Consider the following 23,115-nt stretch of genomic DNA (forward strand, 5'->3'; position numbering starts at 1 on the left):
AGACAAATCTGCTTTGAAAAAACCACCCTTCAAGCCAGCATCTGAAAACGCTGTGTACTCAGTCCCATAATCGGTAAACGACCAATTAAAAACCTCTTCAAAAAACTGCTTAGCAACCGCAAGATCCCGTGCGGGAAATTCCACATAATTGATTTTTTCGTGTTGGCTCATTTCGTTCCTCCTTCATAAATATCCCACTTTATTTAGCGTATCAGAACAAAATTCTTTATTCAGCCTATCTTATACCAATAGAATTACGACAAAAAGCAGCTAAGCGAGTGGGCATCAGAAGAAGAAGACATTATCCAACTATAAATTGCCACTCAGATATTCTGTGCGCATAAAAAAACGCATCACCCGTGATGCGTTTTTTCAACATAACTGTTACAAAAACGATGTAACACTTTTATATGTAGTGGTTCTGCTCACCTCTATTCGTTCAGACTAAACCCCTTTTTTTCAGGACCGCTTCGATCTCCGGCAAGATAGTTTCATCATCGATAGTGGATGGCATTTTGTAACTCTCGTTAGCTGCAATTTTACGCAATATTGCACGTAAGATCTTTCCTGAGCGCGTCTTGGGTAAGCGCTCAACAACTACCGCTTTACGGAAACAGGCCAATGCTCCGACTTCGTTACGAACACGCTCAACCAGCTCTTTTTCCAATTGCGCTTCGTCGATCTCTTCGCCTGCTTTGAGAACGATAAGACCTACCGGAACCTGCCCCTTAAGCGAATCATTCGCGCCAATAACAGCGCATTCAGCAACGGCAGGATGCGCTGACACCACCTCTTCCATTTCACCGGTCGATAAACGGTGCCCGGATACGTTGATGACATCATCGGTACGCCCAGTGATGTAGATATAGCCATCATCATCTTTGAAGCCGCCATCGCCGGTATGGTAATAACCAGGAAACGCCGTCAGATACGAGTCTATATATCGCTGCGGTTGCTTCCAGATACTCCAGGCGACGCCCGGAGGCAGTGGCAATTTAACACAAATATTCCCTGTTTCATTGGCTTCTACCTCTGTACCATCACCATCCAAAACACGAATATCGTACCCCGGAATAGGTTTGTTAGTAGAGCCAAGACGCGCCGCAGATGGGTTATCCCATCCCATCATAGGCGACGTCATAGGCCAGCCGGTTTCTGTTTGCCACCAGTGATCAATAACAGGAACCTGCAATAACTCATTGAGCCACTCATAAGTTGCAGAATCCAGCTTTTCACCCGCAACAAACACCCAGCGCAGGCTGCTAAGGTCATAATTCTTCGAAAGCGCTCCTGTCGGGTCTTCTTTGCGAATGGCGCGGTACGCTGTCGGCGCACAAAACATAGAGTTAACTTTGTACTCTTCAATAATCCGCCAGAAAGCCCCTGCATCGGGTGAGCGAATCGGTTTTCCTTCATAAAAAATAGCAGAGCCGCCGCCCATCAATGGACCGTATACGATGAAGGAATGACCTACTACCCAACCAATATCAGAAGCGCCCCACCAGACATCACCTGCTTTCATGCCATAGACATTATTAAAAGCATAACGTAATGCCACCGCATGTCCGCCATTATCTCGCACAATGCCTTTCGGCTGCCCTGTCGTACCGGACGTATAAAGTACGTAAAGTGGGTCAGATCCCTTCACCGCAACACAGTCAGCAGGCGTCGCATCTTTTTGGAACGCGTGCCAATCAAGATCACGCGCAGGGTCCATGTCGGCCGTTAATAAAGGCCGCTGACAAACCACCGTATGTGATGGTTTATGGGTTGCTAACGCTACCGCTTTGTCTACCAGGGGTTTGTAGGCTATTTTTTTATCAAATTCGATACCGCATGAAGCCGTAAGAATAAGCTTAGGGGTAGCATCATCAATACGAATAGCCAATTCAGTTGCAGCAAACCCACCAAACACAACAGAATGCACGGCTCCCAGTCGGGCGCACGCCAACATAGCAACTGCGGCTTCTGGGATCATCGGCATATAAATAACAACCCGATCGCCCTTTTCAACACCTAAGCCTTTCATGGCGCCAGCAAAACGACTAACACGTTGCTGCAATTGGTTATAAGTAATCGCTTCTTTTGTTTGCGTGGATGGCGAGTCGTAATACAGCGCAACCTGCTCACCCCGGCCTTCTTCAACTTGTTTATCAACGGCCAGATAACAGCTATTTAACTCACCATCCGGATACCAGCAATAAGTTCCCTGTTCAGTTTTCTGAAGGATCGTTTGAGGTTCTTTAAACCAGCTGATTACTTTAGCTTGCTCTGCCCAATATGACTCTGGATTTTCAAGCGCGTGACGATATTCTTCTGTGTAAGCCATCGTAGGACCTCATGCTTTTTTTTATTAAAGGCGTCTTATTAAAGGCGATGAAGCAGGCGCCCGGCAAAAGCACAGGCGCCATCATTTGATATTAACCGATCAATGATTACTGATCCTGGTAGAGCTTCAGAACGCTGGAGAAATCCAACCCACCGTTGCCATTGACCTTATGTAAATTAAATAATGCGCGGGCTTGCGAGCCCATTGGCGTTGGTGAAGCACTTAATTGGCTCATTTCCATAGCCAGGCCCAAATCTTTAAACATCAGATCAACCTGAAAACCACCTTGGTAGTCGTTTGAGGAAGGGACGCCTTCCATCACACCCGGAAACGGATTATAAACCTGTAAGGCCCAGTTATTACCCGAACTCTGTTTCATGATTTCAGACAGTACAGCTGGGTCTAAACCATTTTTAACACCCATGTTCAGGGCTTCGCTGGTACCTGTCATCAACACGGCCAACAACATATTATTACAGGCTTTGGCTACCTGCCCGGCACCGTGAGAACCTGCATGGAAGATATTTTTACCCATGCATTCCAGAATAGGCTTAGCTTTAGCAAACTGCTCATCGCTGGCGCCTACCATGAAGGCTAACGTTCCTGCTTTAGCCCCACCAACCCCCCCGGAAACCGGAGCATCGATAAAGCCAATACCTCGCGCTTCTGCCGCAGCTGCTACATTTTGTACCGTAGCGGCATCAATCGTAGAAGAATCAATAATCAGTACATCTTTTTTAACATGTTCAAAGAGTGGGTCGTCACCGCTGACAAACAATCCCTGAACATGCTTGCCTGCAGGTAGCATCGACACCACAAAGTCTGCATCCGTTACCGCATCCTTGGCAGATTGAGCCGCCACACCACCTGCAGAAACCACTTTTGCTACCGCTTCAGCTGATAAGTCAAAAGCTTTAACCGTGTGACCCGCCTTAACGAGATTAATCGCCATTGGGCCGCCCATATTTCCTAAACCAATAAAGCCTATCGTAGCCATTTTATAATCCTTATTCTTATCGTTATTCTTAGTATTTAAATTCTTGATTGCCAATTCTTGACTGAGAGCTTTTGTTTGAGAGTTCTTGCCTGAGAGCTCTTATCAAAAAAGCTCACTCACATCTTAGCCAGCGGATTGGTGTCCCACGGCGACACGAATAACTCACTGAGGAAAGCCGGATCAACATCACTCACGGAGCTAAAGGTCCAGTTAGGCTTGCCGTCCTTATCAACCAATAAGGCACGAACGCCTTCAGGGAACTCACGATGACGGCAACACTGAACAGACAACACCAGCTCAGATTCAAACACTTCTTTAAGCGACATGTGCAAGGTATTCCGGAACTGTTTGTAAATCATATGGATCGCGAGAGGGCTACCGTGACTGATAGCTTTTTGTGCTCGCTGCATCCATTTATCATCCGTTTCGACCGCGAGTAACGTCTCAATGATCTCCTCAACGGTATCCTGGTCTGTTATATCCTGAATCAGATCAAAATGCGTTCTTACCGGAGATTCCATACTCTGACGTGTATCCCAGGCATCATCTTCAAGATCCCGCAGGACACGGCTAACCACTGCGTTCAGGTCACCCTCCCAGGTCTCCTGAGTTAAACGATCTAACACGTCACCTCGCTGAGACGTTTTCAGGAAACGGTCAGCTAAATTCAGAAACAAGGCATCCGTTGCGTTCATTCGGTTTCCGGTTAGTCCTAAAAACAGGCCGGTACGCCCTGGGGTACGATGCAAAAACCACGTGCCACCTACATCCGGATACAAACCTATAGTCACTTCCGGCATTGCCATATGTGTTGTTTCAGTCACAATGCGATGACTGCAGCCACTCAGCAAGCCCATGCCGCCGCCCATCACAATACCGCTTCCCCAACAGATAATCGGCTTGGGATAAGTATGAATCGTATAATCCAGCAAATACTCGCTTGTAAAAAACTGCTCAGGGAAATCTGCATCCCCGCCGCCCGTCATAGATTTGTATAAACTGACAACGTCGCCGCCCGCACAAAATGCTTTTTCGCCCGCGCCATCCAGTAAAATAGCGACAACCGAATCATCCGTTTTGTACGCATCTAATTCAGGCTGAATCAAGTCAATCATATCCAGCGTTAACGCATTAAGAGACTTCTCAGCGTTAAGGCAGATTTCAATAATTTTCTTACCGTCTTGCGTCAGGTGTTCTGTAAAAAGTACACAGCTCATCCGTTATCCTCCTTTCTCGACCCGTTGCTTAACAGTTTTTCCATTCAGCTTTGCGTTTGCCCAAAAAGGCGTTAACGCCCTCTTTCTGATCTTCTGAGTGGAACAGATCAACAAACAGTTCACGCTCAAGAATATAGCCCTGATCCCATGCACGGGTACGATTTGACTGGATCAACTGCTTACACGCAGCAACGGCCATTGGGCTTTGTTCTGCAACCTGTTCTGCCATCTCCATCGCCCGCTTAACAGACTCACCTGTAGCAACCATCTCTTCGATCAAACCGATCTCTAATGCCTTCGCCGCTTTGACGCGCTCACCACAAAGAATCATTCGCTTCGTCCAACCTTCACCGACCAGCATGGTCAGGTTTTGCGTGCCGCCGGCACACGGTAACAAACCAACTTTAGCTTCGGGTAATGCCATCTGCACCTGCTCTTCTGCGATGCGGATATCACATGCCAGCGCGACTTCTAATCCCCCCCCCATTGCCCAGCCATTCATCGCCGCAATGGAAACACCACGAAACTGAGAAAGCGTCTCAAACGCTTCACCAAAATAGCGGGCCATATCTCTGGCAACTGAACGATCACTGTCTGCAAAGAGATTCAAATCAGCACCGGCAGAGAAGAACTTCTCGCTGCTGCTTTTCAGTACCAGACTGAATATCTGCATATCTGCATTTAATTCTTTTACGATTGAAGTCAGCTCTTTCAGGCTGGCTTCTGTCCAAGTATTTGCAGGCGGATTATTCATCGTAATAACCGCAATATGTCCCTGCTTTTCTACTATCAGTTTGTCACTCATCTTGTTCATTGCTCCATTCATTTTTCTGCTACAGAGCCTGCCAGGCCATATTCACTGACGAAGCTCTGCATAACCTATAACAAACAAATTACACAATATCAGCCGCATCTTTTAAGAGTAATCGACGCGCAATAATGACGTTCATGATCTCATTGGTACCTTCAAGAATACGATGTACCCGACTATCCCGGACATAACGTTCCAGAGGATATTCTTTGATATATCCATAACCACCAAAAATCTGCAGCGCTTCATCACAGACGTTAAAGCCAACATCCGTTGCAAAACGCTTAGCCATGGCACAATAAGTAGAACGGTCTGGATGCTTATGATCGAGTTTGCTGGCGGCAAGACGCACCATTTGACGGGCCGCCACTAGTTCAGTATTCATCGTAGCGATTTTGAACTGCAAAGCTTGAAAGTTCTCCAGCGTGCGGCCAAACTGTTTTCGTTCACCCATATACTGAATAGCTTGATTTAGCGCAGCCTGAGCCGTGCCTATTGAACAGGTTGCAATATTGATCCGCCCACCATCCAGCCCCATCATGGCAATTTTAAAGCCGTCGCCTTCTTTACCCATTAAGCATGAAGCAGGTATTCTGGCATCTTCAAAAGTAATCAGTCGTGTCGGCTGGCTATTCCAACCCATTTTTTCCTCTTTACGGCCATAGGTAATACCGGCTGTTTTCGCATCAATTGCAAAAGCTGAAATACCTTTGGGTCCCTCTTCACCCGTGCGTGCCATGACCACTAATACATCTGTCGCACCGGCGCCGGAAATAAATATTTTACTACCGTTAAGAACGTACTCATCAGCGTCTTTACGTGCCGTAGTTTTTAGTGAAGCGGCATCTGAACCCGCATTAGGCTCAGTTAAGCAATACGAAGCAAGCTTTTGTCCTGCCGTTAAATCCGGGCACCAAAACTGGCGTGTTTCTTCATTACCAAAATCGGCAATCATCCACGTAGCCATATTATGAATAGTGATAAAAGCGGTGGTAGAAGTGCAGCCCATCGCGAGTTGTTCGAAGATAATACTCGAGTCAAGACGGCCTAAACCTAAACCGCCAACATCTTCAGGGGAGTACAAACCACAAAAACCCAACTCGCCTGCTTTTTGTAATACATCGACAGGAAAAATCTGCTGCTGATCCCATTCAGCAGCATGCGGCTCCATCTCGTTCTGAGCGAACGAACGTGCCATGTCGGAAAATGCGATTTGATCTTCATTCAGTTCAAAATCCATTGGCTTCTCCCTTTATTAACAAAGCTCATTAGCAAAGCTCATCAACCTTCGCAAAGGCTAATTATCATACAAAACAAAGCCTTGACGAGTATTGCAAACAATACTCATCAAGAGCTTCGCCTGACTCAGCTATATTATTTGAGGTGAATACTGGTATTTACACCGGTATCGATATCATCTTCGAACCAACGCGCCGTGACTGTTTTAGTTTCTGTATAGAAACGTACAGCCTGCTTACCATAGGCATGTTGGTCGCCATAGAAAGACTTTCTCCAACCCGTGAATGAGAACATCGGCAGAGGCACAGGAACCGGCACGTTAATACCTACCTGCCCGACTTTAATCTCATGCTGGTATTTACGGGCAGCAGCACCAGAAGAAGTAAACATCGACGTACCGTTACCGTACGGGTTGTCATTAATCAACGCGATAGCTTCATCCAGCGTATCTACTTCTAAAGCAATCAGAACAGGTCCGAAAATCTCTTCCTGATAAATCGACATATCTGTGGATACATTACGGAACATTGTCGGGCCAACCCAGTTACCGTCAGGGTAACCTTCTACCACACATCCAGAACCATCCAGAATACAATCTGCACCCGCATCTTTACCTTCCTGGATGAAGCGTAAAACACGCTCTTTAGCCTGAGGGTTGATCAACGGACCATAACCAGCGCCTTCATCATCCCAGACACCAGGACGTACTTTTGCCAGAGCATCACGCACTTCTGGAATCCACTCACGTGCACTGCCGACAAAGACAGCCACAGAGATAGCCATACAACGCTGACCACCCGCACCCACAGAAGCACCTGCAATGCTATTAACAACCTGGTTCTTAGCGGCATCAGGCATGATAACCATATGGTTTTTCGCGCCTGCAAATGCCTGAACTCGTTTCATTTTATCCGTGCCTGTGCGGTAGATATGCTCACCCACGGCAACCGAACCGACAAACGAGATAGCCGGTGTATCTTTATGCGTTAACAACTGATTAACGACATCTTTTGTACCGTGAACAACCTGCAGCAATCCTGCCGGGGCACCTGCATCCTGGAACAATTTAGCCAGCAACATGGGGGTTAGCGGATCTTGCTCGGAAGGCTTAAGAACAAAAGTGTTACCGCAGGCAATCGCCATTGGGAACATCCACAATGGAATCATCGCAGGAAAGTTGAAAGGCGTAATACCAACACACACACCTAAGGGCTGAGTGATACTGTAGCAATCGATTTTACGCGCTACATTCTCAACGGTTTCTCCCATGCTCAATGAAGCAATGTTGCACGCGTGTTCAACGACTTCAATACCGCGCCATACATCGCCTTTCGCATCTTCAAAAGTCTTTCCGGTTTCCAGCGCCAACACCTTTGCAATCTCATCGTGATTGTCTTTGAGTAGTGCCTGGTATCGCAGCATTAAGCGTGCACGCTCTCCAACCGGAGTTTCTTTCCAGATTTCAAAAGCAGCTTTTGCTGCTTCAACGGCCTGCTCTACCTCTGCAGCTGTTGCACAAGGGACTTGCGCAATAACTTCCTGCGTTGCGGGGTTAGTCACCGGAATCCAGTTATCCGATTTACTACTTACCAGTTCACCGTTAATCAGGAGCTGTACTTGTTGAGTCATGATTAATACCTTGTATTGTTTTATTGTTGTTTTTTGTAGTTTTATTGAGGTCTTACGAGCAGTAGCCAAAAAAGCCTGCTCAGCATTTAGGTTGCTGATAATTTAAGCATACGCCATGTAGAGCAGGGATTGATAATCTTGTCAGATTAATGGACTATATTGCTAATTAATAGTGGTTTTCCCTAGTCTAAAGGTCTAACGATATGAGCCAACCCTCTGAATGGCCATTGCCCCCTGAAAGCACTCGATTCGTTGTGCCCCGCAAAATAGTGTCTCAATTAAGAGGGCATTCATTAGCCAGAGGGCTATATCCGATAGGCCTTGGCTACTATAAACAAGCATTCAACCATACTATGTTGCGGCGCACACATGATGACTACCTGATGATCTATTGCCTCGACGGACAAGGTGAACTGACACTCGATCATCAATCTTACGAGGTCAAAGCAGGCGATATTATTTTCCTGCCAAGGGGTGTTGCTCATGCCTATAAAGCATCCGACATAACACCCTGGACTATTTATTGGATACATTTTTCAGGTGATCAAAGTGAAGAGTTTATTGACTATCTTGCTATTCGTGAGAACAGTTTTGTATTCCCGCTGGGCATCCACTCAAGGCTGACCAGTGACTTTGAGTCGTTACTTGAATGCCGCCAGTCCAGCTACAATTTGAGTGCTTTTGTGCATGCATCCAACCTGCTTCGCCAAATATTAACGCACATTGCCCAATTACAACCGCTGGCTAAACAGCAGCAAACCGCTCATAACTTCAATTTAGAATTAATTCACAGCCTGATGCAGGCTCGTGCTCATGAGCAATTGGACCTCAATACTCTGGCAGAAACAGCCAACCTTTCTAAGTTCCATTTCATTAAAAAATATAAAGAGTTAACGGGCACAACACCCATCAATCATTTCATACATTTGAAAATTGAACGTGCCTGCCACCTGCTTGATGTGACGACCAAGTCCATTAATGAAATAAGCTTTGCCGTGGGTTATGAGGATGCATACTACTTTTCACGGATTTTTAAAAAGATTATGGGAATTTCACCCAGCCAGTACCGGCGTATGCGCATGGGGACTTATCCTTATCCCTCGTAAAGCTGATTAATATTATAACAAGACCTTATCAGAGATCAGATTTACCTGCGCCATTAAAACCGTAGCAAGCCTTTAACCAGCCTGTAACTAGCTTGCGGGGCTTCCTGCATAAAGCAGTGGCCACCTTCTACTTCAGTCAATTTAATATGTGGATTCGCTTTTTCTGCCCGCCTGACTGCAGGCGGCACGAAGGAGTATGTCCGGGTACTGTGCAGAATGTGTGTATATTCAGGAAGTTTGGCAATCGCGGGCCAAAGTCGTTTCGGATATCCGGAAAAAATACGCGCTTCTAACCACGGCGGACAGCGTAGCTGCCACTCGCCTTGATCACTGGGTTTAATCGCGTCGTCGATATAGCTGTTAAGCGACGCCTCTGTCCAGCTTTTGAAGATGCCGCGACCATAAAAATTCTTATGTGCCTCCTCCCGACTCGGCCAGCTTTGACGTCTTTTTTTCGCTTGTTTTACATGCGGCAAATTCCCCGCCAGACCAATCAGGTGCAGGAAGCGCATCATTGCAATCATTGATTTAGGATAGATAACAGGGTCTAACAAAATATATTGGTCAAACAAGCGCCGTTGATGATGTAACATCAGCGTCGTAGCGATAGCACCAAAACTATGTGCCAACGCGATTACGGGCTGTTTCGGATCCCAACACTGGCTGAAATCTTCGAAACATTTGAGCGCCCGCATCATTAATGCCTGCCAATCTGAGTACTGATCCCGAGGTATATGGTCACTATCACCGTGCCCCTCAATGGAACCCAGAAACAGATCATACTCGCCATGAAATAACTCCAGAAAAGGCCAGTAGGTCAAACTCGACAGTCCCGTACCGTGCAGGAAGTAAATAACCGGACGGTCATTGTTACCACAATCAGGTGACATCCACCCTCGCAGTATCAATGTACCGTCATCATGCTCCCACGGGATTAACGACTCTTTGGCCAGACTCATGAAATGCAATATCAGCCGTGATGATGTCCGCCAGCGCCATGCGCGTGGCCATGCTGAATTTCTTCAGCAGTTGCTTCGCGGATATCTTTAATTTCGATATCAAAGGTCACCACTTTGCCGGCGAGCGGGTGATTCGTATCAACCGTAGCCATAAATTTACCCATTTTAACGATAGTCACCTGACGGTTTCCCTGATCAGTTTGCACCGTAGCCGACATACCTGGTTTCCACTTTTTTTCGCCTTGTAAATGCTTAACAGGCACTCGCTGTATTGAGTCTTCAACCCGCTCGCCATAGGCATCCGCTGGCTGTAAAGTTTCTGACACTTTGTCACCAACACTTTTACCTTCCAGAACCTTCTCAAGCCCGGGAATCATATTGTTATGTCCGTGCAAATAAGCGACAGGTGATCCTTCATCCGTTGCTTCAACAATTTCACCGCTTTCATCTTTCAGTGTGTAAGAAAATTGCACTACTGAATTTTTACCAATCTGCATCGAGAATTCCTAAAGCCATAGAAAAAACATAATATTAGCAGCAAACCAAGGTTAACTTACAGTACAAAGTTAAGCCGCGAATTAACAGATTGAATATACAGAACAACACAGCAGTGGCGCTAGCCTGTAGCCAGCCAAATACCCACACCTATCATCAGGCTACCGGCAATACGATTCATTAAGCGTACGTTGCCACTTTTCTGTAAAAAAGCCCGCATCGTCCGCCCACCCGTCGCATAACCTAATAAACAGATAAATTCGACGACTAAAATTATCAAAATTAATATCGAAAGCTGTGGAGCCAGCGGCGCACCCGGGTTAATAAAGGGAGGTAATAGAGAGATAAAAAATGCCCATCCTTTTGGGTTAGCCACAGCCGTCAGAAAACCCTGTAAGGCCAATGTCTGGCGGCTAACAGAGGCGCGAATGGAGCTATCCTCTGTGACCGCCATTTTTCCACGTGACTGCCACATCTGAATCCCAATATAGATCAGATAAGCGCCGCCTATCACTTTAAAAACAGCGAATATACCGGGGTAATTCAGCATGATGGATGCTACACCCACCACAGCAAGAAGTGCGACCAGCCCAACGCCTACAAGTTCGCCTGCCATCATCCACAATGTCCGCCGCACGCCAATGGTCATGCCCATTGTCATTGACAATGTCATACACATTCCAGGCGTCGCTGAAACAAAGAAAAACGTAGGCAAAAAGACAGCTAATAAAGAAAGTTCTAACATCGGATAACCTGTCGCTTTAAAAGAAAAATAATCATGCAACACTTACTTGATAATCACCTGAATTTTTAGTCAGATATTTTTTGATACAAACCTGATAATTTTCTGCAGTTTGTCTACACCCGCAGGTATCTTTTCAACCGGCGTGCCAGCATATCCCAGAATGAGGCCAGATTTAAAAGATCAATGCAAAATATCACGCTGGCAAGCCGATAACGCTCTGATATCTAACCGTTAGCGTTTGCATTTTCACAGATGTTTTACGCGCAATACGAGTCATTCAGCATGATGCATCACTGTGCATGCCAGCGGAACCGCGAACAAGAGTAAAATCAGGAAATGACTGTTGCATCAGATGATCTAATGACGGTGATAGCTTCCCTCTTTGAAAAAAAGACCCATCGCTGATCTGCTGCCTGAACAGCTGCGCACCCATGACAGATAGCCGCTTTTATATACTCATAAAGCACTTCATATTTCTGCTGATTGTTATTAGTGATACGAGTATCGAAGAGGATAAGCAGATCGTGAGCAGACTGATTATTCACACGTGGCTCTTTCTTAAGACAGAGAATGACCGGTAATAGCAACCAATATTTAATGATTACCTTCACGTATTAAAACGATAAAAAGCATACTTACAAAAGCCTGATTGATGAAAACCAGGAAAGATGGTGCCTACAAAGACAAAAACCCACTTAGTAGCGGGTTTTTGAAGTCATTTTGTTTAGTTTATTAAGGTACGTTGATTGGTCATAGCTTGCGGCAAAAATAACAAGGTTATGGCATCAAAATACCAATGTGACGCACAAAACCACTCCTCTATCGTTTCCGACGCAAATACCCTTTCAATGTAACTATCGAGAAGAGCTTCCTGTTGCTCTTCCCATTTTTCTGGCTGACGAATTTTAGGGTACATAAAATTACCTCGATGTGCATTGAGCACATAAAATGGAACGGGTCATACGATAAAGCTTAATTATTTGGGTATATTACACAAATCTATTGTGCACCGCAACAATTTAAAACTTTAGTCTTAGTTCCATTAAACCCTTTTTTTGTAGCACTATTTTTTAACATCAATATTTTTAAGCTGCACTTTATCTAATTCAGATTTTGTATCAGACGTGAACTAAATGCGCTTGTTTTGGATATTACCCAGCCACAACTGCTGGCTCAGCAGCTGTTTCATCACTCCCAACGCGATGATCTGACCGGTTTGTACAATCGCAAAACAGGCTATGAGTTATTCGGGCAATATCTGAATGTTAGTAATCAACTAAATGCACATATGCAAATTGTCATGCTGGATATAGACAATTTTAAATTGATTAATGAGAACTATGGCCATTTAAACGGGGATAAAGCCATCCAGCATTTTGCAAAAACGGTTCCAAAACTGATACGCAAAACAGATCTGCTTTTTCGTTGGGGAGGTGAAGAATTTCTATTACTTTGCCCGGATACAGCGCTGAATATTATTAAATGATTATTAAAACAGCCATCTCAACATCCCTTTCTAACTGAAGATAACAGAGCGGTCTTTATGACAGCCAGTGCAGGTATCAGTGGATACCCGCACCATGGGCCATGCATCAGTGATCTTGTTAAAAATGCTGATGGCGCTATGTATCAAGCCAAAGCAGAAGGGAAAGACAAGGTCTGTATTTCTGCTTAACTGTCGGTGTTTTATTTCTGATTCACATAAGTTCCCGGCGCTTCACACAATGCGCCTTCTATAGGTTGAGCTACGATTTTCTCGCCCGAATGCTTCTCTAGCCATTTATGCCACTCTGGCCACCAGGACCCCTCAATGGGATTGTTATTTTGAATCCAGGTGTCTGGATCAATATAGCGGTCTTGTTTGTTTTCTGTGGCAACACGATAATGTCGGTGCTTATGCCCCGGTTCGCTCACAATGCCGGCATTATGCCCTCCGCTAGTGAGAACGAATGTGACGGTCTCACTATCCGACAGCAAATGAAGCTTGTAAACAGATCGCCACGGCGCAACATGATCCTTCTCTGTTCCTACTGAAAAAATAGGTACATGTATATCTCGAATCGCAATAGGTTTATCGTTAACAAGGTAACGCCCTGACGCTAAACCGTTATCGAGAAATAACTCCCTCAAATACTGGGAATGCATTTTATAAGGCATTCTTGTCAGATCAAGGTTCCACGCCATCAGATCATTAATGCTCTCTTTTTCACCGAGCATATAATGATGAACAATCCGCGACCAAATCAAATCATTAGAGCGTAGTATTTGAAAAGCCCCTGCCATCTGAGATCCATCCAGAACCCCTTGATCCCACATCATTTTTTCAAGGTAAGAGACTTCACTCTCGTTGGTGAATATCATCAATTCACCGGCTTCACTAAAGTCGACCTGCGCAGCAAAATGCGTCATCGACTTAAGGCGATCATCTCCATCTCTCGCCATCGTAGCCGCCGCTATCGAGAGTAAAGTCCCGCCTAAACAATAACCTGTTGCATGCACCTGCTGTTTAGGAAAAATTTTACTAATGGCATCCAGTGCCGCCATCACACCTTTCTCCCGATAATTATCCATACTCAGATCCCGATCTGCGGTAGTGGGATTAAACCATGAGATCATAAAAACAGTATGGCCATTTTCAACTAAATATTTCACCAAAGAGTTTTCTGGCGAAAGATCAAGAATGTAATACTTCATAATCCACGCAGGAACGATAAGAATTGGCTCCGGATAAACCTGATCAGTCACCGGCGAGTACTGTATCAACTCCATAATGTGATTTCTGAAAACTACTTTACCCGGGGTTATGGCAACCGTTTCACCTGGAATATAGTCATCAGTTCCCTCGGGAGAACGCCCTGCACTATACTGATCCATGTCTTTAAGAAAGTTTTGCAAACCCGACACCAAATTAACGCCACCCTGCTCTATCGTAGCCTTCAGCACCTCAGGATTCAGTAAGGGATTGTTGCTCGGGGAGTATCTGTCTAACACCTGCCTGGCGATGAATGAAATACTTCTCTCATCTGCCTCAGATAAGCCGTCAATATCTGTTGTAGCATTGTGCCACCATTGTTGAGTGAACAAAAAGTTCTGATAGATATAGTTGTACGGCCAGTGTTGCCATCCAGGGTCTGAAAATCGATTATCCCAAGGCAAGGGAGTAATGAGGGGTTTACTCTGGTTTTGTAACAACACCGGGCTTACCCGATGCATTTTTACTATTTTCCGCAACATTTTCTCAACTAATCTCACTTGCTTTCCTGGTGACATAGCAAGGTGAGAAGCCCACGTAAAATACAGGCTCATTAAGCCCGCCGGGGAAATGCCTCCGGTAACGTGTGCCATGTTTGCTTTGAAAACGTTATCTAATGCCGTCACTGAAAAATATCCGGAATCCACATCCTTCGAATAAAACTCGGATATATCGTTGATGTCACCCCTTCTAACCGCCACTGCGTACCTCCTGATATGTAATAAACGATTCAATCGCTTTGTTTAATTATCATCCTTATAGCGACCTGATGAATTGACCCTCATCACCCCAGGCGAACAAAACCAACTATTTTTTAATGAACAAGGTAGCCGTTATCAATCACTCGATTAAAAAACCAGACTTGTGCATTTATCGAGTTGAAATCTGATGACGTTTACCGGGGTTGAAAGACTTACTCTTCCTCATCGCTGACATCCGCATGGGACGACGCTTCAAACTCATCGATTTGCCCGAAGCTTTCAAACCAGAAAGATGAACTGACGACACTAAACTGGCGAGTTAATCCCTCATCAGCTAACTGCTGTAACTTCCATACAATACCCGGAGCCTGAGGAAACTGCAGACCTGTAATCTGCTCATCATAAAGACGATGTAATAAGGCATTATCACTTAACCCGCCCGCCAATAGACGCACCATCGAAGCACAGGGCGATTCATCAAATATTGCCATATCTTCAATATTACCGGCCCTGACATTAACGATAAACTCAACACCGGTAGGTTGTGCAAAAATACCATTAAACGCTTCTCGCAGGAGTGCATAAGCATTAAAGAAACGCTCGTGATATAAGCATTCGGAATACTCCTCCCATAAGCGATCATCTGATATATCGTGGCTTAGTTGCTCGATCTTACCTTCTGTCAGCTCATCATTTGCTAATTCGTCAGCAAATAAATGCGTCAATACCACTTTTGCAGCTTCATCAGCCTCCAGGTCATTCAGAGACATCAAACACATCTCTCTGAGTTCAGCAGCATCCATTCCTTCTAAACCATCATCAAGCCCCATCATTTCCATGAGGGCATGATAATCCTCACCAGACCACGCATTTTCGATCTTATTAATTTTACGGAAAGAATCAATCTTGACGGTAAATAGAGCTGGCATCGGATACTCCTTGTTAAACGCTTAAACCGTTGGGTAATACAAGAAAAGTAATCTCTATTGACTCATTTCGCAATACTCTATAAAGATTAAATAATAATCATTCCAGCCGACCTTAAGGGCAAATAAACAGTTATAATCTATTGATATTAATAGCTAAAAACACTTTTTCCCAGTTCAATAATTACACATATTGAACACGCTCTGGCACTGATGAAATATTGCTGAATTATAACTACATAAGGCATTACTTATGCTTTATGTTGGCAAGTGCTAGAATTACGCCCTTTTTGATAACATTTATCGTAACCCTGGTCAGTTATCCCTATGTCGGACCCTATATCAAACACCATGCAAACCACCCCAAAAGCTACGCAAAAACAAACGCCTAAGCCTTTACGCTTCATTCCTTTCCGTAAAAAAGATGTGATTGAGATGTGTCTTTCCGGCGGCGTGCTGGAACAGCAGCAACGCCAGCAATTCAGAGAAGTAACATCCCAGGTCGAAAAACTATTTCATATCACCTTTCAGTCTCGTCTCGAATCTCTTAAAGAAAGCTTTTCAGGCATAAATCCTGATTCGGATACAGTAAAAGTAGACCTTCCATCTACCATGCATAATGATGACCCCGCTTTTGTTAAACAATTAGAGGCGCTGCTGGAAAAAGCTAATTATGAGAAAATCAATGAAGAAACCATAAAACAGTCGTTGAATCACGACTCTTTGATGAAAGTGCGCCTGGAAGTTGATTTCAACGACTTTTCGGAGGTCCTTCTTTTTGCCCGCGGCGAAGATGAAAAACAAGAAACATTAGCCAGTTTATGGGGATTCAGGAAAACAAAAATACGCTTCATAAACTATGAAAGAGTGATTATTTTTATCCGATTTCATGAACAAATAGATCTCAAGCGTCAACAAGCTTTCAACTTAGAGCCAGGCGGTGTCATCCTAAAGTTATTTAAAAACGTCCCCAGAGCCGACCTGGAGATGCTGTTTCCCAACACAGCCGTAAAAATGCGTTTTATTGATAAAGTTTTGATCGGTGTTCCTGCCATCATCAGCGGCGGTATTGTTTTATCAACAAAGCTGGGTGGTTCGCTGCTAATACTGGCGTCGTTATTTGGTTTTTGGCTGGGGCTGAAAAGCGAGCCCGTTGAGCTTGATAAAGCTGCATTAATTGTTTTACTCGCCGGTTTAGGGGCGGTTGGCAGCTATTTATGGAAACAATTTTCCAACTTCAAAAACCGTAAACTACAGTTTGTTCAGACACTGACAAAACATCTGTATTTTAAGAATCTTGATAATAATGCAGGTGTCTTTCATCGCCTCACAGATGACGCTGAAGAAGAGGAATGCAAAGAAGCATTTCTTGCTTATTACTTCTTACTGGTATCATCCACACCCGTAACCAGACAACATCTGGATTTATCAATAGAATCCTGGTTTTCTGACAAATGGGGGTACCGTATCAATTTCGAGATTGATGATGCTTTGGATAAACTTCTCAACCTTGGCCTGATAACTATTCAAGATGATCAGCGCTTATCTGCTGTTAACTTAACAAAGGCCCGGGAAATATTGGCAGAACAGTGGCTTTGCTTAGGGCGCAGTTAACAAAACAGCGCTGACCTGCTCCTTTTGCGCAATAATTGAGGCATCTACGGTTTTTTTTAATATAAGTCTAGATATTGAGCGTGCACTCAAGTTAAATATTACTATTAGCTTATTAAACATAGGCTTCGCTTTGTGTTGTTGAGAAAGGAATTTTGTGAGCCGTTTACGCTTATGCTTAGCTTTATTGATATCAGTATTGGCTCTGAATTGCCCTGCTAAGGAAGTTCAACCAGTTTCATTGCAGCTCCTCTGGAAAAACCAGTTTCAGTTTGCCGGCTACTATATTGCCAAAGAAAAAGGTTTTTATGCAGAAGAACAGCTAGAAGTCGATATACGCGAATACAAACAAGACACTGACATCGTAGGTTCCATTATTAACCATCAGGCAGACTTTGCTGTTGGACGTTCATCTATTCTTGTCAGCAAAGGTAACGGTGCTCCCATCACAGCACTCTTTGCTACGTTTCAGAAATCCCCCTTTATGCTCATTACCCGCGGCGATATTAAAACCCCGGCAGAACTGAAGGGCAAACGCGTGATGCTCACAGATGAGGCGCATGAGGTGGCCGAAGTACAGGCGATGCTAATCAAAGCGGGTGTATCAGCGAATGACTATATTCATCAGGAACACTCATTTAACATCTCAGATCTGATCGATAAAAAAACAGATGTAATGGGTGCTTACACCTCAAATGAACCATATCAAATGCAGCTTCTACAGCAGCCTTTCGCCATTATCCATCCAGCCGATTATGGGTTTGACATGTACAGTGACATATTATTTACGCATAACGACACCCTTACTAATAAGCCATTATTAACCAATAAATTTTATAAGGCTTCTATTAAGGGTTGGCTGTATGCTTTTGAAAATATAGAAGAAACATCAAAAATAATTTATGAAAAATATAATACCCAAAATAGAACACTGGACGCATTGATCTATGAAGGCATCGCCTTAAAGAAACTGGCTTTGATTGGTGGCACTCCTTTCGGAGAGATGGTCCAAGAGCGCTTTAAAGAGATGGAAACTATTTATCTTATTAGCGGCCACCTTAATCCCCACTACGATATTTCAAATTTTATCTATCAAGGCAACCGCTCCTCTGATGGTGACATGCTGGACAATTTTCCAGTATGGCAAACGGTAATATTCATGTTGATTGTCATTAGTTATCTGATTTACCGCAATAATGTTGCCACCCTGCGTAATACAGAATTAATTGTTATCGCCGAGCATGATCAACTCACCGGTCTGTACAACCGCCATAAACTTATCGAGAGTATTTCAGAATATATCCAATTATCAATCCGTTATAACTGGAGAATATCATGTATATTTGTAGATATTGATAACTTTAAAGTCATCAACGACACCTTCGGTCATAATGCCGGTGATCAGGTACTCAAGGATATTTCACAACTACTGGTAAAAATGCTTCGCCGCACAGATATTATTGGACGTTGGGGTGGAGAAGAGTTCGTGATTATCTTGCCGGAAACTGACCTGCTCATGGCCGAAGAGATCGCCGCTAAACTTCGCATAGCTGTTTTCGAAGCTAAATTCAGTATTGATCATACTATCTCGTGCAGTTTAGGCGTGACTCAGTATAAGAAAGATGAAACGGTGGAAGAGTTTATTGGCCGTGCTGATGATGCGCTTTATATTGCCAAGCATGCAGGAAAAAACCGTACTGCTGTTTTGTAATCGCCACAGACAACGACGGTAACGAAGCCAATAAATCTGACTCCGTTACCCCCGTCAAACGAGGCCTCGTAGCTATTACCCCGGCTATAACCACTCTATTTTTGGGCTTTAGCCCATGAATCACGCAATGTTACCGTCCGGTTGACTACCAGTTTTTCTGCACTACTGTCGACATCAATGCAAAAATAACCCATACGCTCAAACTGATAGCGAGTTTCAGCAGTGGCGCCTTTAACGCTTGATTCAATTCTTGAATCTGTCAAAATCACTAATGATTCCGGGTTCAGAAATTCCATAAAACTGCGTTCTTTGTCGCCATCCGGATTTGCTTCAGTAAACAAGCGGTCATACATCCGCACTTCGCAAGGAACTGATAACTCTTCAGAAACCCAGTGAATAACGCCATTGGGTTTATAGCCTTCCGGGTTAGCGCCTTTAGTAGCGGGATCGAAGGTACACAATAACTCAATCACCTCACCTGCATCGTTTTTAATCACTTCATTGCAGGTAATCACATATGCGCCACGCAAACGGACAGCATCACCTGTTGCCAAACGCTTCCACTTTTCATGTTTATTTTTAGCAATCGGTTTTACTTCTATAAAGTCTTCTTGCTCAATCAACAAATTACGTGTCAGACCGACCCGGCGTACACCCATAGTGTCATCTTTGGGGTGAGCAGGCAGTTCAAACCACTCTTCCACGCCTTCTTCCATGTTAGTCAACGTCACTTTAAGCGGACGGGTTACGCACATGGCACGCGGCGCTGATGAGTCCAGATCCTCACGAATAGCCGACTCAAGCATTCCCATATCGACAACGCCGTTGGAGCGGGTAACACCGATCATCTCGCAAAATTGACGTAGTGATTTGGGTGTATAACCACGACGACGCAAACCTGAGATAGTCGGCATACGCGGATCATTCCAGGCAGCAACGACCTGATCGTCGACTAACTGCTTCAACTTACGTTTGCTGGTAATGGTGTAATTCAATTCCAGACGTGAAAACTCATACTGTTTTGGTTTCGCGGGTACCGGTAAATTTTCTATAAACCAATCATACAAAGGACGATGGTCCTCAAACTCCAATGTACATAGTGAATGTGTAACGCCCTCTACCGCATCAGACTGCCCATGAGCATAATCATAAATAGGGTAAATACACCATTTTTTACCCGTCTGATGATGGCTTGTATGTAAGATGCGGTAGATCAGCGGATCACGCAGGTTCATATTTGGCGCACTCATATCTATTTTTGCGCGCAGAGAGCAGGCACCCTCTTTAAACTCAGCATTTTTCATTCGCTCGAACAGCGACAGGTTTTCTTCAACCGAGCGGTTACGGTAAGGACTGTCTTTTCCGGGTTGAGTAAAGTTACCCCGATACTCACGTGCTTCCTCAGAACTCAAGTCACATACATAGGCTTTATCGTTCTTAATCAGATGCACTGCCCAGTCATATAATTGATCAAAGTAGGATGAGGTATAACGAATATCGCCAGCCCATTGATAACCTAACCAATTGATATCACTGATAATGGAATCGATATATTCCTGACTCTCTTTTTCAGGGTTAGTGTCATCAAAACGTAAATTGCAGACACCCTGATATTTTTCGGCTGTACCAAAATTCAGGCAAATAGCTTTTGCATGCCCGATATGAAGGTAACCGTTGGGTTCTGGTGGAAAGCGTGTCACCACTTTCCCTTCATTTACATTATTCTTAATATCATCCTCAATAATTTGATGGATGAAATTTGTAGGTTTCTGGTTCGATTCGTTTTTAGACATGTTATCTACGTATATCCGAAACTGTTTGCCGGACCTGATGAGATCCAATATGAAGCTGCATTATAAACACTTAGCAGTTTAACTGCACACTGACAACCAAGAGAATTACATGTAAAGATTATGTAGTTTAGTCCGTGCAGAGATGTAAGACTTGCGTATAATAGCGGGACAACGACTGAGAAGATAAAAGGAATCATTCATGATTATTCTCCATACTAACCACGGCGACATCACTATTGAACTCAACCATAAAAAAGCGCCTGTTACAGCTGCTAATTTTGAGCAATACGTGCGCGATGGTTTCTATGACGGCGTCATTTTCCATCGGGTAATTGATGGTTTCATGATTCAGGGTGGTGGGTTTGAGCCAGGCATGGTTTCAAAAGAGACGGGAGCCAGCATCGAAAACGAAGCCGATAATGGTCTATCTAACCAAGCCGGAACCTTAGCGATGGCGCGCACTATGGATCCGCACTCAGCATCAGCACAGTTCTTTATCAACGTATCGGATAATACTTTTCTTGATCACACAGCCAAAACAACTGAAGGCTGGGGATATGCTGTTTTCGCAAAAATAGTCGATGGTATGGACGTTGTTAACAAAATTAAAGGTGTAAAAACTACAATGACGGCTGGTCATCAGGACGTTCCTGCAGACGATGTGATTATTGAATCCGCAGAAGTGACTAAAAAGTAAATTCAGAACGTTATGAAACTACTGTTTATTTCAGATCTTCATCTGAAAGCCGAACGCCCGGATATTACCCGGGCGTTTTTACACTTTCTGACTGAGACAGCTTTAGAAGCTGACGCGCTTTATCTTTTGGGTGATATTTTCGAAGCCTGGATAGGCGACGATCTACCCCTGCCAGAATTTGAACCTGTTCTTAGCGCACTGAAGTCATTAAGCGACCAAGGTTGCCAGCTTTATTTCCAGCACGGTAACCGGGATTTTTTGGTTGGTGATGCTTTCCTCCGCAAGATCGGCGCTAGCCTGCTCAAAGAGAAACAAGTCGTTGCACTTCCTATCGGGCCTGCGCTGCTGATGCATGGCGACCAACTCTGCACGGACGATATAGATTACCAGGAATTCCGTAGCATGGTCAGAGATGCAAAATGGCAAGCAGCATTTCTCGCCAAACCTGTTAACGAACGTATTGCTATTGCCAAACAATTAAGGGCCGCCAGCCAGCAACGTGCTACCGAGAAGTCTGACGAGATCATGGATGTCAATCCTGCAGCCGTTTGCGCAGCGTTAAAAGAAGCGAACGTTGAGCTATTGATTCACGGTCACACCCATCGACCCGCTATTCATTACAACCAGACGGGCGAATCAACCGGTATTCGCGTCGTACTTGGTGACTGGGATACGCAGCTCTGGTATCTGCTATGCAATGAAAACGGCCTGTCACTGGTCGACGAACCTATTGAATCCAAACCGGTTTAGTATCAACCTGTTTAATATGAACCTTGAATGTAAATCTGTTTGATGCGGGCCTGTTAACAGATTACTAATACCTGGTTAACCCAAAGTTCGCTGATTTGCCAACGACTTTTTCATAGAGCGTTTTTCAAGCCTTCGGCGGTATACCACTATGGAACCGGAATACTTCGTCTTCAGACTCAATCAACTGCCCCTCGACCTCACGAAATAAAGCGATACGATCTTCAATAGGTTCGCCGGCATATTCTTCAGCCAGGCTAAGATAATCCTGATAATGCCGGCTTTCAGACTTAAGAAGTGAGCGATAAAACTTTGCCAGAACCTCATCCAGACGAGGTGCCAGTTTTGCAAAACGCTCACACGAGCGGGCTTCAATGAATGCACCCACAATCATGGTATCAATTAAACGCGCCGGTTCATGATTCCTGATATGCTTTCGCATCCCGCCAGCGTAACCAGAAGAGGATAAATGACAGTACTCAACACCCCGGGCTTGCAAGAGCTCCAATACTTGCTCGAAATGAATAAGCTCTTCACGTGCAAGTCGTGACATTTTATTTAAGAGATCTGTTCTATCAACATACCGGAACATTAATGTCATCGCCGTCGATGCTGCTTTTTTTTCACAATGAGCATGATCTATTAAAAGA

The 23,115-nt window shown here is 44.4% G+C and carries 19 protein-coding genes and 1 pseudogene; 6 read left to right on the top strand and 14 right to left on the bottom strand.

The genetic code is table 11. The features are described from left to right. Window positions 1-439: 439 nt before the first annotated feature. The 6 genes from ABY436_RS10810 to ABY436_RS10835 form a co-directional block, all read right to left on the bottom strand. Window positions 440-2,329, bottom strand: a complete 1,890-nt coding sequence (locus ABY436_RS10810; RefSeq protein ID WP_372738987.1) for an acetate--CoA ligase — start codon at window positions 2,327-2,329, stop codon at window positions 440-442. Between the two features lie 106 nt (window positions 2,330-2,435). Continuing rightward, entirely contained in the window at window positions 2,436-3,374 is a 939-nt protein-coding gene (mmsB, locus tag ABY436_RS10815) for a 3-hydroxyisobutyrate dehydrogenase (protein WP_372739005.1), read from the bottom strand. Window positions 3,375-3,442: 68 nt separating this feature from the next. Continuing rightward, window positions 3,443-4,543 (bottom strand): enoyl-CoA hydratase/isomerase family protein, encoded by a 1,101-nt coding sequence (locus ABY436_RS10820; protein ID WP_372738988.1) that lies wholly within the window; start codon window positions 4,541-4,543, stop codon window positions 3,443-3,445. Between the two features lie 28 nt (window positions 4,544-4,571). Then, window positions 4,572-5,348, bottom strand: coding sequence for an enoyl-CoA hydratase (locus ABY436_RS10825; RefSeq protein WP_372738989.1), 777 nt, complete (start codon window positions 5,346-5,348; stop codon window positions 4,572-4,574). Window positions 5,349-5,436: 88 nt separating this feature from the next. Further along, window positions 5,437-6,594, bottom strand: a complete 1,158-nt coding sequence (locus tag ABY436_RS10830; RefSeq protein ID WP_372738990.1) for an acyl-CoA dehydrogenase family protein — start codon at window positions 6,592-6,594, stop codon at window positions 5,437-5,439. 134 nt (window positions 6,595-6,728) lie between these two features. Beyond that, window positions 6,729-8,222 carry a CoA-acylating methylmalonate-semialdehyde dehydrogenase gene (locus tag ABY436_RS10835; protein WP_372738991.1) on the bottom strand — a complete coding sequence of 498 codons (1,494 nt, stop codon included), beginning with the start codon at window positions 8,220-8,222 and terminating at the stop codon, window positions 6,729-6,731. A 203-nt stretch (window positions 8,223-8,425) separates the two neighbouring features. On the opposite strand from ABY436_RS10835, the gene ABY436_RS10840 reads away from it, so the two are divergent. Beyond that, on the top strand, window positions 8,426-9,328 hold the full coding sequence (locus ABY436_RS10840) for an AraC family transcriptional regulator (protein ID WP_372738992.1): 903 nt from the start codon (window positions 8,426-8,428) through the stop codon (window positions 9,326-9,328). A gap of 53 nt (window positions 9,329-9,381) precedes the next feature. Here ABY436_RS10840 and ABY436_RS10845 read toward each other — a convergent pair whose 3' ends face one another. The 4 genes from ABY436_RS10845 to ABY436_RS10860 all read right to left on the bottom strand — a co-directional run bounded on the left by ABY436_RS10845 (window position 9,382) and on the right by ABY436_RS10860 (window position 12,443). Further along, a complete protein-coding gene (locus ABY436_RS10845; RefSeq protein WP_372738993.1) occupies window positions 9,382-10,287 on the bottom strand; it encodes an alpha/beta hydrolase in 906 nt (301 codons plus the stop codon). An 11-nt stretch (window positions 10,288-10,298) separates the two neighbouring features. After that, window positions 10,299-10,784 (bottom strand): peptidylprolyl isomerase, encoded by a 486-nt coding sequence (locus ABY436_RS10850; RefSeq protein ID WP_372738994.1) that lies wholly within the window; start codon window positions 10,782-10,784, stop codon window positions 10,299-10,301. A gap of 119 nt (window positions 10,785-10,903) precedes the next feature. Then, entirely contained in the window at window positions 10,904-11,527 is a 624-nt protein-coding gene (locus ABY436_RS10855; protein ID WP_372738995.1) for a LysE family translocator, read from the bottom strand. 724 nt (window positions 11,528-12,251) lie between these two features. Next, the gene (locus ABY436_RS10860; RefSeq protein WP_372738996.1) at window positions 12,252-12,443 is read right to left on the bottom strand and encodes a hypothetical protein; all 192 of its coding nucleotides are present in this window, start codon (window positions 12,441-12,443) and stop codon (window positions 12,252-12,254) included. A 228-nt stretch (window positions 12,444-12,671) separates the two neighbouring features. Between ABY436_RS10860 and ABY436_RS10865 the strand changes: the two are divergent. Next, a pseudogene (locus tag ABY436_RS10865) lies at window positions 12,672-13,202 on the top strand (GGDEF domain-containing protein). A gap of 11 nt (window positions 13,203-13,213) precedes the next feature. On the opposite strand, the gene ABY436_RS10870 reads toward ABY436_RS10865, so the two are convergent. Together ABY436_RS10870 and ABY436_RS10875 are read right to left on the bottom strand one after the other, a co-directional pair. Further along, window positions 13,214-14,980: a PHA/PHB synthase family protein gene (locus tag ABY436_RS10870; RefSeq protein ID WP_372738997.1), complete on the bottom strand. Its 1,767-nt coding sequence runs from the start codon at window positions 14,978-14,980 to the stop codon at window positions 13,214-13,216. A gap of 212 nt (window positions 14,981-15,192) precedes the next feature. Beyond that, complete coding sequence (locus ABY436_RS10875) at window positions 15,193-15,909, bottom strand: hypothetical protein (protein ID WP_372738998.1); 717 nt, start codon at window positions 15,907-15,909, stop codon at window positions 15,193-15,195. Between the two features lie 324 nt (window positions 15,910-16,233). On the opposite strand from ABY436_RS10875, the gene ABY436_RS10880 reads away from it, so the two are divergent. Next, on the top strand, window positions 16,234-17,520 hold the full coding sequence (locus ABY436_RS10880; protein WP_372738999.1) for a TMEM143 family protein: 1,287 nt from the start codon (window positions 16,234-16,236) through the stop codon (window positions 17,518-17,520). Window positions 17,521-17,674: 154 nt separating this feature from the next. Further along, window positions 17,675-19,228: a diguanylate cyclase gene (locus ABY436_RS10885; RefSeq protein WP_372739000.1), complete on the top strand. Its 1,554-nt coding sequence runs from the start codon at window positions 17,675-17,677 to the stop codon at window positions 19,226-19,228. 95 nt (window positions 19,229-19,323) lie between these two features. Here the strand turns inward: ABY436_RS10885 and ABY436_RS10890 are convergent, their stop codons facing one another. Further along, window positions 19,324-21,021 (bottom strand): glutamine--tRNA ligase/YqeY domain fusion protein, encoded by a 1,698-nt coding sequence (locus ABY436_RS10890; protein WP_372739001.1) that lies wholly within the window; start codon window positions 21,019-21,021, stop codon window positions 19,324-19,326. A gap of 199 nt (window positions 21,022-21,220) precedes the next feature. Between ABY436_RS10890 and ABY436_RS10895 the strand changes: the two genes are divergently transcribed. Together ABY436_RS10895 and ABY436_RS10900 are read left to right on the top strand one after the other, a co-directional pair. After that, window positions 21,221-21,718 carry a peptidylprolyl isomerase gene (locus ABY436_RS10895; protein WP_372739002.1) on the top strand — a complete coding sequence of 166 codons (498 nt, stop codon included), beginning with the start codon at window positions 21,221-21,223 and terminating at the stop codon, window positions 21,716-21,718. A gap of 12 nt (window positions 21,719-21,730) precedes the next feature. Beyond that, on the top strand, window positions 21,731-22,468 hold the full coding sequence (locus tag ABY436_RS10900) for a UDP-2,3-diacylglucosamine diphosphatase (RefSeq protein WP_372739003.1): 738 nt from the start codon (window positions 21,731-21,733) through the stop codon (window positions 22,466-22,468). A gap of 124 nt (window positions 22,469-22,592) precedes the next feature. Here the strand turns inward: ABY436_RS10900 and ABY436_RS10905 are convergent. Then, on the bottom strand, window positions 22,593-23,115 hold a 523-nt coding region (locus tag ABY436_RS10905; RefSeq protein WP_372739004.1), incomplete at its 5' end, for a tRNA-(ms[2]io[6]A)-hydroxylase.

The sequence above is a fragment of the Neptunomonas sp. genome (genome assembly GCF_041601355.1).
Classification (GTDB): Bacteria; Pseudomonadota; Gammaproteobacteria; order Pseudomonadales; family Balneatricaceae; genus Neptunomonas.